The sequence below is a fragment of the Polaribacter sp. M10 genome (genome assembly GCF_054968445.1).
On the sequence record NZ_JBSSBG010000034.1, the window covers coordinates 1 to 12,057 of the forward strand.

The window sequence follows — 12,057 nt, forward strand, 5'->3', positions numbered from 1 at the left end:
CCTTTTTTATCACGAGAAACCCATAAACCAACGCCTAAAATTAAAATGGCGTAAGCTACAAAAACTATATAGTCCCACATATCAAATCCTGCTGTCATAATCTTTTTTTATTATTTTATTTTAGTTAATTTTTGAAACTCAAATATATTGATATATTTAATGAAATGTATTTTTTGAACTAGAAACAAACACAACAAATGGCTTAAATTATGCAATTAATTGAGTTCTTTTTGTGGTTTATCATTAAAAATCAAACAATTACTCTTAAGTTCTTAATTTCTATTTTAACCACCTGTTGCAAATGAAAAATGTTCTTTTAATGCGTAATTTTTATTCAGAAATTTGGCATTTAATTTTACATCTGAAATGGCTATAGCTGCTCCTAATGCCGAACCAAAAGATGCTTTTGCTGTTTTTAACTTCATGCCTTTTAGATAGTATGATAACAATTTTATGTATACTTCATTATTGGTAAAACCACCATCTACATATAAACAGTCAATTACTTTCATATCTACAATTTTTCTTATACTTTTTACTTGCAATTGTACCAGTTCTATCATTAAATGATGGTAAGCATGAGAAAAATCGTTATACATGTAACTTGTTTTTTCTGGCATATCATCAGTTGAAAAAGATTCCCACTTAAAAGATGGTTTAAAATGCTTTATGATTTCGAAATACGTATCATAATCAAAACATATTGATTTATGATGATCTTTGTGAACTTCAAATTTTTTTGATAATTTTTTTACCTGAATTTTGTATTCATTTCCTAAAAATAATCTTGAGGATTTTACTGGTTTTCCATTAATACGCATGTAATTAATACAACCTGATGTTACATCTTTTTCTGTTAAGGGAGTATCAATAAAAGGGTTAAGTGCAATGCTCCAAGTGCCAGTAGATACCAATACAAATGGTTTCTTTACACTTCTAACATAAGGCAACAATGCTGAAGAACTATCATGTATGCCAACACCTATTTTAATTCGTTTGCCATTATAATTAATGTTTAAACTAGTTTCTGTAGATACTAGTGGAGGTAAAATGTTATGAATTTCTTCTTTGTAAACCCAATCTTGATATTCTTTAGTTTCGTAATTCCATAAAGCAGTATGGCATCCTATACTTGTATATTCACTTAAAGGAACTCCTGAAAAAATATAGCTCAGGTATTGAGGTAAATGTAAAGAATATTTTATCTTTTTAAAAATCTCAGGCTTCTTGTATTTTAACCAAAACAACTGAATACCAGAATTTAACATTCCAGATTTAGATGAACCACTGGTTCTTATTAGTTCTAACTCAGGTCCGTATTTTTTATAAAAATCATCAACTATATCCTTATCAATATCTTTTGTATAATTGTAAAGAGGTGTTAGTATATTGCCATGCTCATCTAGGTGAACAAAACTTGCACCATAGGTTGAAAAATTAATTGCTTTTACTGTAAACTTATCTGACTTTAAAATTTTATGAAAAACATCTTTTAACCAATTTTGGAGTGCATGAATATTTTCTGTTGGATGACCATCTTCATCTTCTATTTCTTTAAATGACGTGTACTCTTTGTACACTTCTTTAAAGTCTTTATCAAACAGAAAAAACTTTTTGTTGGTTTTTCCGATATCAAAAACAGCTGTTACTTTTTGTTTCATAGCGTTTTTTTAAAGTCCTGTAGCTACAGTATTCTTTCCTCTTTCTTTAATTAATTGTTCTCTAATACCTAAAGATCTATAAGCATTAATAGGACTAATTACACCACCAGCAGTTAATCTTGCTTTTTCTAACAATGGTCTTACATCTGTTCTGTAAGCTCCTTGTAAAATTTCTTGACATTTTACAACATCGTTTTCTAATTGAGCAGTTTTTAATGCTTTTTGATCAATCAATAATGCTTTGGCATATGCTTCTTGAATTGCCTCTAAAGACTGAATTAAATCTTCTAAAGGATCTTTTATGTTATGACTTGCATCAATCATCCAAGCTAAATCTGGGTTTTGAGGGTTGTTTTCCATACCATACACCAATTCATTAAAGATTAAAAATAAAGCGTAGGGTTTAATACTACCTACAGTTAAATCGTCATCACCATATTTGCTATCGTTAAAGTGAAAACCACCTAATTTTCCTTTTAATTGTAAAATAGATATAATTTGCTCTATGTTAGAATTTGGCAAATGATGGCCTAAATCTACTAAAGTATAAGCTTTATCTCCACAACCATTGGCTAACATTAAAGAAGTACCCCAATCTTGAATAACAGTACTATAGAAATTTGGCTCATAAGGTTTGTATTCTACTAACATTTTCCAATCGTCGGGTAAACCTTTGTAAATATCAATTAAACTATCTTGCGTGTTTTGAAAAGCAGTTTGAAAATTATTCTGACCAGGAAAACAAGATCCGTCTGCTAACCAAACTGTTAATGCTTTAGATCCTAATTTATCACCAATTTTAATGACATCTAAATTATGCTGAATAGCTTGTTCTCTAACAGCTTTGCTGACGTTACTTAGTGAACCGTATTTATATGTTTCTGCAACATCATTTTGATCTTGAAAAGTATTCGAATTTACAGCATCAAATTTAATATGTAAAGCATCTGCTTTTTGTTTGATGGCATCGTAATCAGAAGGAATATCCCAAGGAATATGTAGAGAGACAGCTCCTGCTGTTTGGGTTAAACTATGCAAAATTCCGACATCTTCTATTTTCTGCTCTAAATTAGATGGCTCACCATAAAAAGAAAAGCGCCCAAAACGAGTTCCTCCAGCTCCTAATGCCCAACTTGGTATAGCTACTTGAAATTCTGAAAGTTTTGATACAATGCTGTTAACATCTATTCCTTTTTTAGTTAATTTACTTGATAAAAAATCGAAGTTTTCGTTATGATCTTTTACATTTTTTAGATTGCAATCAGAGATTTCTGGTTGATTAATTTTCATTCTTAATAACGTTATTAATTAAATAAGACTCCTATAAATTTATGAAAGTTATATAGAAGTCTTGCTCTTAATTCAAATTTAAATTGTTTAATTATCTAACAAATGCGTTTGCCATGCCTCCATCAACATTAATAATATTTCCTGTTGATTTATCTAGAATGCCTACTAATGAGAAAACTCCGTTTGCAATATCGTCTGGTGTTATGATTTCGTTGAGCAGGTTTCTCTTAGCATAAAAAGCAGGTAATTCTTCTACTGTAATTCCGTTTGCTTTTGCTCTACCTTCTGCCCAAGCACCTTCCCAAATTTTACTACCTACAATAACGCCATCTGGGTTTACTGTATTTACTCTTACTTTATCTTTTGCTAATTCAGCCGCTAATAAACGAACCATGTGCTGTTGCGCTGCTTTTGCTGTTCCGTAAGCTACATTATTTGGTCCTGCAACTAATCCGTTTTTACTTGCAATTGCAATATAATCTCCTCCTAAACCTTGTTTACGAGCAATAAGAGCAAATTGTTTCGCTAAATCAAACTGACCTTTTACTAAAATATTTTGTAAAATGTTCCAATCGTTATCTGTTGTCTCTGTTAATGGTTTAGAAATCGCCAAACCTGCACTGTGTACAATTATATCTACACCACCAAACTCTATAATTGCTTTTCTATATGCACTTGCAATAGAATCTGTATTAGTAACATCACAAACAGCGTATGAAGAAACATCTCTTGCAAAAGTTTTATTCGCTTCAATTAAAGCTTCTTCATTAATATCAGTTAAAACCACATTTGCTCCTTCTGCAGCTAATTTATCAGCAATTGCCTTACCAATTCCACCACCAGCACCAGTAACTAAAGCTACTTTTCTAGATAATGGTTTTTCTTTTGGCATACGTTGTAATTTAGCCTCTTCTAATAACCAATATTCAATATCAAAAGCTTCTTGTCTTGGTAATGAAGTATATTCTGTAATAGCTTCTGCACCACGCATTACATTAATTGCATTGATGTAGAATTCACTTGCAACTCTTGTTGTTTGCTTATTTTTGGCAAAACTAAACATACCAACTCCTGGATAGATAATAATAACAGGGTTTGCATCTCTAATTGCTGGGCTATTATTTTTTTTACAAGTATTGTAGTAATCTACATATTCTTGACGGTATGCTTCAAATGCGGGTTCTAATTTTGCCAAAACAGCTTCAGAATCAGATAAATCTTCATTTTTATCTAGACTTAAAACTAAAGGTTGAATCTTAGTTCTTAAGAAATGATCTGGACAAGAAGTTCCCATTGGCGCTAATCTTTCTAAATCATTACTATTTATATATTGCATTACAACATCAGTATCTGAAAAATGACCTATCATTCTATTTTCTGAAGAACATAAACCCCTTAATAAAGGCATTAGTTGAGCCGCTTTTTCTAAACGTTCATCTTTAGGTAAACTTTTAATTTTTTGACCTCCAAAAACTTCACCTTGTTCTTTTATTTTATTTTCTATATATTCAGAAGCCATTTCAATTACTTCTAAACTATTCATATAACATTCGTAAGAAGTGTCTCCCCAAGTAAATAAACCATGACTCCCTAAAACAATACCTCTAATTCCTGGGTTATCTGCTAAACATTTTTCTAATTGCAAACCTAAATCGAAACCTGGTTTTTGCCAAGGCACCCAACCCATAGTATCTCCCCAAATTTCTTTGGTTACCTTTTCGCTGTCTTTAGCTGCAGCAACTGCAATTAAAGCATCTGGATGTAAATGATCTATATGTGCAAAAGGTAATAAACCGTGTAAAGGCGTATCAATAGAAGGAGCTTTGCTATTTAAATCATAAATACAATGATTAAATAAACCTACCATTCTATCTTCATCATGTAAACCTTGATAAACATTTTTTAAATCACGAAGTCTTTCTGTATACAAACCTGCAATTCCAGATCTTGTTAAAGTACCAATATCACCACCAGAACCTTTTACCCACATTACTTCTACATCTTCATTTGTTAACGGGTCTTTTTCTATGGTTTTACAACTTGTATTACCTCCACCATAGTTGGTAATTCTTAGATCTGTACCCAAAATATTTGAGCGGTATAAAAATAATTCTACTTGATTATCTCCTAATGATATTGCTTTTTCTTCGTCCCATAAATAATCGACGTATTTAAAACTTTTTGTCATTTTTATTTTTGTTCGTTAGTGATGAGTTATAGTTCAAAAATATATGTTAACGTAAAGTTTTGTATCCTGTACTATACCGTAAAGAATAAAGTTATTACCAGAAAGTGTTTACTTTTTTTTAGCAATAAGAGAAAGTATACCAATAAACATTAGAATTTTTGTTTAGCATTATTAACTGAGTTTAAAAACAATCTTTAAAATTGGTATTAACTAAGAAAGTTCTTTTTATTCTTTATTAGTTTTAAATTACCTTTTGGTACATTTGGTTTCTTAAAGGAATAATACAATAGAAGTAAAGATTATGGAAATGATGAAATTTATTACAATTGATGAGAATTCAAGGGTACCTAAATATCAACAAATTATAGATTCTATTATACATAATATTTCACAAGGGAACCTTGTTATGGATCAAAAAATCCCTTCCATTAACATGTTTAGTGAAGAGTTTTATTTATCTAGAGATACTGTAGAAAAAGCTTACAGTATTTTAAAAGAACGTAAAGTTATTATCTCGATTAGAGGTAAGGGTTTTTATATATCTAGAACTAAATTAATTTCTAAAGTTAATATTTTATTTTTAGTAAATAAATTAAGTTCATATAAATTAAGAACATACAATCACTTTATAGATAAAGTTGGTGCAAATTCTTACACAGATTTAGATATTTATCATTGTGATGAAACTCTTTTTTTAAACTTATTAGAAAAAAATAAGGCAGCGTACGATTACTATGTTATTATGCCGCATTTTAAAACTGAAACGTCAAAACATATTAGTTTGACTGACAAAGTATTTAAAGCGTTAAAAGAAATTCCGAAGGATAAATTAATAATACTAGATAATATTAAAGAAAATATAGATGATGGATTAACCCAGATATACCAAGATTTTGAAAATGATATATATCAAGCATTAAATAAAGGAATTGAAAAAATAAAAAAATACAAAAAAATTATTTTGGTCTATCCTGATAAAGCCGTATATCCTTACCCTAGAAGAATTCTTCATGGGTTTAGAAAATTTTGTATAGAGCACAAATTAGATTTTGAAATACTCGACAAAGTCTATGATGATATGATTTTAATGAAGGGAGATTTGTTTATTACTATTGAAGAACCTGACTTAGTAAACTTGGTAAAACAAGCCAGAGAAGATGAATTTAAGTTAGGGGCAGACATTGGTATAATTTCATATAACGACACTCCATTAAAAGAACTTTTAGGTATTACTGTTATTTCTACCGATTTTAAAGTAATGGGAGAAACTGCTGCAGAAATGATTTTAAACAAAACAAAAGGTAAAGTAAAAGTTCCTTTTAATTTTATTGATAGAGAATCTCTTTAATTTGTAACACACGCTATTTATTGCAAAAACAGCATAAAACGAAGCTAGATATAGCTTCGTTTTTTTTATTAAATAGTATGTTAGATTAAAAGCACTGTTAAACTCATAGCTCCATGAGCACCAACAACTAAACATTGTTCAATATCCGCAGTTTTTGATGGACCAGATATAAAAACACCAAAATCTCTTTTTCTTGTGCTAATAACATCATAAGCTTCTAGCATATGTAAATAAATTTTTTCTTTATTAAGAATAATTACTAAATCATTAGTAATAAAAGGTAATGCACGAACTATGTTTTTAGCCGCTGTTACCCATATAGCACCATTTTCTGAAACACCTAGTTCTCCTTCTATAATTGCAAGGTCTATATTTTTAAGAGAATGAGGATCTGTTTCTTTAGAAACTGATACTGTTCCTAAAGAAGATTTTTTACTAACAGAAACAATACTTTTTGCATTTGTATATATTGCTTTAATCTCTGTGTCAATCTCTTCTATTTCAATTTCTTTAATTGTACCTCCAACCAAAACCACACTCTCTTTAAAGGCTTCTTTTAAATTGATGTTTTCATTAAAAGTTTCCTCTTTAATTTGTGGAAATGGTAATAAATCTGGTTTATTTTTCTTAATTGATTCTAGTATAGCTTCTCTACCCATTTTTATTTTTTTTAAACCATTCATCAAAACTTTCGTTCTTTACTTCTGGTAAATCTCTTGCTTTACCCCAAGTATTTAATTTATTATAAATCATAAATTTAGGAAAGTATTTTAAAGCAAATCTTGCAGATTTTCCAGTAATACCATATAATTTAGGTTTAGATAATACTAAGCCAGCAACTTTTAAAATAGATTTTTTAACAACTGGTTGTTTTTCTTCCTTAACAATTACCTGTCTCCATTTATAAAGTTGTTCATGTATATTAATTTTTACAGGGCAAACGTTAGAGCAAGACCCACATAAAGTAGAAGCAAATGGTAATGAACTGTGTTTTTTTAAATCTTTTCCTGGAGATAAAATTGAACCAATTGGACCAGGAATTGTATAATCGTAACTATGACCTCCACTTCTTCTATAAATAGGGCAAGTATTCATGCAAGCTCCACAACGAATACAGTGTAAAGAAGCTCTAAAATCTTCTCTACTTAATTGTTCTGTTCTTCCATTGTCTACAATAACAATATGCATTTCTTTTCCTTCATCAGGTTTGTTAAAGTGAGAAGAATATGTTGTAATTGTCTGACCTGTAGCACTTCTTGCTAGTAAACGTAAAAACACACCTAAGTGTTTTTCTTGAGGAATAATTTTTTCAATTCCCATACAGGCTATATGTACTTTAGAAAGATGAACTCCCATGTCTGCATTTCCTTCATTTGTACATACTACAACACCTCCTGTATTTGCAACTGCAAAATTAACACCTGTAATAGCTACATCTGCTTTTAAAAATTTATTTCTAAGATGTTTACGGGCTTCACTAACTAAATATTCAGGATTACCTTGGCTTGGTTTTGTTCCTAAGTGTTCTTGAAAAAGTTCATCTACATCTTCCTTAGTTTTATGAATTGCAGGCAATACAATATGGCTAGGAGGCTCTTTTGCTAATTGTACAATTCGTTCACCTAAATCTGTATCAATTACTTCAATACCTTCTTTTTCTAAAAAAGGATTAAGGTGACATTCTTCAGTAAGCATAGACTTACTTTTTACTACTTTTTTAGCATTATTTTTATCAAGTATTTTTTTAATAATTAGGTTGTGTTCTTCTGCGTTAGAAGCCCAATGAATATGAATTCCATTTTTTTGAGCATTGGCTTCAAATTCTAATAAATATTTGTCAAGATTAGACATTACATTTGCTTTGATAGCAGAACCAAGTTTTCTTAAATATTCCCAACCTTTAACATTATGTGCAGATTTATCTCTTTTTGCTCTAACATACCATAAAGCTTTGTCATGCCAATTAACTTTTGCTTCATCTTTGTTAAAGATCTCTGCTTTTTCTGCGTGTTTCATAAACTATAAACTACTATTTAATATTTCAGCAATGTGCATTACCCTAAGTGGTTGTTTATTTCTATTAATTAATCCTTCTAAATGCATTAAACAAGAATGATCTGCACCTGTTATTACCTCAACATCACTTTCTATGTGATCATTAATACGATCTTTTCCCATTTTTACAGATATTGCTTCTTCAAATACAGAAAAAGTACCTCCAAATCCACAACATTCATCTTTCCTATTTAAAGACATTAGTTCAAGACCTTTTACCTGATGTAGTAAATCTTCTTCTGTAGAAAAGTGCTCTCCTTTAACTTCAGAACAAGAGCCTAATTTTAAACCTCTTAATCCATGGCAGCTTTTATGTAAACCCACTTTATATGGAAAAGATGCTTTTACATCTTTAATTTTAAGAACTTTTACAAGAAACTCACAAAGCTCGTAAGCGTTATTTCTTACTTTTTTAACTTCAGGGGTTTGTTCTAAAATATCAAAATGATGTTTTACATGGTAAATACAACTCCCAGAAGGACCAACCACATAGTCATATTTCTTAAAATTTTTAACAAATAGATTACAAGCTCCTTTAGAATCTTCTTCATATCCAGAATTCCCTAAAGGTTGTCCACAACATGTTTGTCCTTGAGGATAGTAAACATCAACATTTAATTTCTCTAATAACTCTAATGTTGCAATTGCAACTTGTGGGTATAATTGATTTACATAACAAGGTATAAATAAACCTACTTTTATTCTATTCATTATTTTTAAGAAAAAAATTTAAACTTTACATAAAAGTAAATTAAACAAAGAAAGAACCTGTCCTGTGCTAACCTGAACCTCTTATTTTTGTTATAATAATACTTATTTATTTAACTTAGAATTTTATTATCTATACCCAATAAAGTTTTATTTTTTTTTTAACCACATTGTACAGGATAGGAATTTAAAATTTCGAATATATTTTCGTTGGCATTATTATTTTTACTTAAAAAAAACATCTATTTAACAGCAAATTACCACAAACTAAATCAATGACACAATACCAAAAAGAAGTAGAAATACTCAATGATTCAGTAGGAGGTGAATTTGAAAGAACTCCTGTTCCTCAATCAAAATTAAAAAACTGGAAAACCTTTATAGGGATGTATGCAGGAGAACATGCTGCTGGAACTGAATTTATGATTGGTCCTTTATTTTTGGCAGCAGGGGCAAGTTTAAAAGATTTAATATTAGGACTACTTATCGGTAATATACTTGCAATACTTACATGGAGATACTTAGTAGCTCCCATAGCTGTGTCAAGCAAACTAACTTTGTATTATCAATTAGAAAAAATTGCAGGTAAACATTTAGTTAAAGTTTATAATGTTGTAAATGGTGTACTTTTTTGTTTTTTAGCTGGAGCAATGATAACTGTTTCTGCCAGCGCTGTAGGTATTCCTTTTGATGTAAATTTTTCAGTTCCTAAAAATATTTTTGGTTTAAGTTCCCCAGCTTTTTCAACGATTGTTGTTATCGTAGGTATGGTAATGACAATTGTTGCTGCTGCTGGTTACAATACGGTTTCTAAGTTTGCTAATATTGCTGCACCATGGATGATTGTTGTTTTTGCTGTCTGTGGATTATCAGCTTTAACTCAAATGGAAGTGAACTCGTGGGAAAGTTTATTATCAGAATGGGATAAGGGTGTAAGTGTAATACAGACTACCAGCGGAAAATTAGACTTTGGTTTTTGGAAAATTGTAATCTTTTCTTGGCTATGTAATGCTGCAATGCATTTTGGAATGGCTGACTTATCAATCATGCGCTTTGCAAAAGATAGTCGCGCAGGATGGGGCCCTTCAGTAGGAATGTTTTTAGGCCATTATATGGCTTGGATTTGTGCTTCATTTATGTTAGCAGCTCAAATTAAATTAACTGGTGATATTTCTGCAAATCCAGGTGCTTTAGCTTGGAGTGCTGTAGGCTGGACTGGTATTATTTGCGTTGTTGTGGCTGGGTGGACGACTGCGAATCCGACAATTTATAGAGCTGGTCTTGCTTTTCAAAGTTTATTCCCTTCGAATGCTAAAGCTTATTCAGGTGTAATTTTAGCTGGTGTAGTGGCTACAGCAGCTGGTATTTTCCCTTCACTTTCTGGTAAACTACTAGATTTTGTTGGTTTATATGGCACCATTTTAGGGCCAATGGGAGGAGTAATTTTTGTGAACCATTATCTTGCAAAAAAAATGGGATTTACACATAATTACGCAGATGAAAAAAAGTCAAGTTTTAATACAGCTGTTTTACTAGCTTGGTTACTTCCAGTAGCCTTAGGTTTGTACTTTATTTTTGTAAAAGATTTATTTCCTGCTTATGCAGTAATACCTTGTTGGATGGCTTCCTGTTTATTATATGTGGTTATTATGAAACTTCAAAAAGTTTAGATTATGAAGAAAATACTAAAATTAATAAGTACTCTATCAATAGGTGTTTTAATACTGTTAGTTGGCGTTCTTTTTTTCTTTGACGCAATAGATGAAATTAAAATGAAGATTTTTATGCTAATTGGTACAATCTTATGGTTTATAGTTACACCCTTATGGATGAAAGAAGAATAGTATATAATAGTTCACTCCATAGTTTGGAGATCTTTATAAACTTTGTAAAATAACTCATTTTAGCATACAATATCCTTTAAACAAAAAATAAGACATTTTTTTTGGAATATTATTTTCAATAGCACCAATTGGATTAATACCAAATATTTATGCTTAATTTTAAAATCCCACAACTTTTGGACTTGATCCATCCTCTATCCGTAATCGTACAAATTAAGAAAACAAAAAAGCCTCAACAAATAAATGTTGAGACTCTTACTATGTACAGGCGGAGAGACTCGAACTCTCACACCTCGCGGCACTAGATCCTAAGTCCAGCGCATTTTGAATCAAAATGATCTGAAATGGTTTGATTTACTCATATAATACTAGGTAAAAGTAACATATAAATTCATCACAAACCATTCAAAACCAGAAAATGTTGTACCTATGTTGTACCTCTATTTATTTTGAGTTATTTTTGCAAAAAAAATAATATGTCTACTTCAACCAATATTATTCTTAGAAAGAAGCCTAACAAGTCTGGACAGTTTCCTATAATGATTCGAATTACTAAAAATAGGAAAACTTCATATATCTCTACTGGAACTTATATTGAATTAAAAGATTGGGATGCGAAAAATAGAAAAGTAAAACGTTCTTATTCAAACTCTACACAACTTAACAATTTTCTTCTTAAAAAACTCTCCGAGGTTAATAGTAAAATTATGACTCTAGAGTCACGAGAAGAAAATGTCACACTTAATAAAATTAAGACGACAATAAAACAACCTTTTGGAGATAACACCTTTAATTCATTAAGTGCAAAATATATAAATGAATTAATTGTTGACGAAAAGTTCTCTCGTTTAAATGCAGACGAACCAAGAATAAAAAATTTTATAAACTTCGCTGGGACAAATGAATTATACTTTCAGGATATTGATGAAAACTTTCTCAAGCGCTTTATTGCATATCTGAAGA

Annotated in this window: 10 protein-coding genes; 4 read left to right on the forward strand and 6 right to left on the reverse strand. The window is 30.3% G+C overall.

What is annotated here, in order from left to right; genetic code table 11:
* Positions 1-284: 284 nt before the first annotated feature.
* The 3 genes from ACWYN7_RS16855 to ACWYN7_RS16865 all read right to left on the reverse strand — a co-directional run bounded on the left by ACWYN7_RS16855 (position 285) and on the right by ACWYN7_RS16865 (position 5,139).
* Positions 285-1,661, reverse strand: a complete 1,377-nt coding sequence (locus ACWYN7_RS16855) for an FGGY-family carbohydrate kinase (RefSeq protein ID WP_462861147.1) — start codon at positions 1,659-1,661, stop codon at positions 285-287.
* 9 nt (positions 1,662-1,670) lie between these two features.
* Positions 1,671-2,951, reverse strand: a complete 1,281-nt coding sequence (locus ACWYN7_RS16860; RefSeq protein WP_462861148.1) for a sugar isomerase — start codon at positions 2,949-2,951, stop codon at positions 1,671-1,673.
* A 91-nt stretch (positions 2,952-3,042) separates the two neighbouring features.
* Positions 3,043-5,139 (reverse strand): bifunctional aldolase/short-chain dehydrogenase, encoded by a 2,097-nt coding sequence (locus ACWYN7_RS16865; RefSeq protein ID WP_462861149.1) that lies wholly within the window; start codon positions 5,137-5,139, stop codon positions 3,043-3,045.
* A 307-nt stretch (positions 5,140-5,446) separates the two neighbouring features.
* Between ACWYN7_RS16865 and ACWYN7_RS16870 the strand changes: the two genes are divergently transcribed.
* Positions 5,447-6,487: a GntR family transcriptional regulator gene (locus tag ACWYN7_RS16870; protein ID WP_462861150.1), complete on the forward strand. Its 1,041-nt coding sequence runs from the start codon at positions 5,447-5,449 to the stop codon at positions 6,485-6,487.
* An 80-nt stretch (positions 6,488-6,567) separates the two neighbouring features.
* Here ACWYN7_RS16870 and ACWYN7_RS16875 read toward each other — a convergent pair whose 3' ends face one another.
* From ACWYN7_RS16875 to ACWYN7_RS16885, 3 genes are read right to left on the reverse strand one after another with little or no spacing between them, the layout of a single operon-like run.
* Positions 6,568-7,146 carry a LutC/YkgG family protein gene (locus tag ACWYN7_RS16875; RefSeq protein WP_462861151.1) on the reverse strand — a complete coding sequence of 193 codons (579 nt, stop codon included), beginning with the start codon at positions 7,144-7,146 and terminating at the stop codon, positions 6,568-6,570.
* On the reverse strand, positions 7,139-8,503 hold the full coding sequence (locus ACWYN7_RS16880) for a LutB/LldF family L-lactate oxidation iron-sulfur protein (protein WP_462861152.1): 1,365 nt from the start codon (positions 8,501-8,503) through the stop codon (positions 7,139-7,141). Before ACWYN7_RS16880 ends, ACWYN7_RS16875 begins: the two co-directional genes overlap by 8 nt.
* A 3-nt stretch (positions 8,504-8,506) precedes the next feature.
* Complete coding sequence (locus ACWYN7_RS16885; protein WP_462861156.1) at positions 8,507-9,244, reverse strand: (Fe-S)-binding protein; 738 nt, start codon at positions 9,242-9,244, stop codon at positions 8,507-8,509.
* A gap of 281 nt (positions 9,245-9,525) precedes the next feature.
* Between ACWYN7_RS16885 and ACWYN7_RS16890 the strand changes: the two genes are divergently transcribed.
* From ACWYN7_RS16890 to ACWYN7_RS16900, 3 genes are all read left to right on the forward strand, one after another.
* Positions 9,526-10,920, forward strand: a complete 1,395-nt coding sequence (locus ACWYN7_RS16890) for a purine-cytosine permease family protein (RefSeq protein ID WP_462861153.1) — start codon at positions 9,526-9,528, stop codon at positions 10,918-10,920.
* Between the two features lie 3 nt (positions 10,921-10,923).
* Entirely contained in the window at positions 10,924-11,094 is a 171-nt protein-coding gene (locus ACWYN7_RS16895; protein ID WP_462861154.1) for a hypothetical protein, read from the forward strand.
* 476 nt (positions 11,095-11,570) lie between these two features.
* Positions 11,571-12,057: phage integrase SAM-like domain-containing protein (locus ACWYN7_RS16900; RefSeq protein ID WP_462861155.1), on the forward strand; the 487-nt coding region annotated here is incomplete at its 3' end.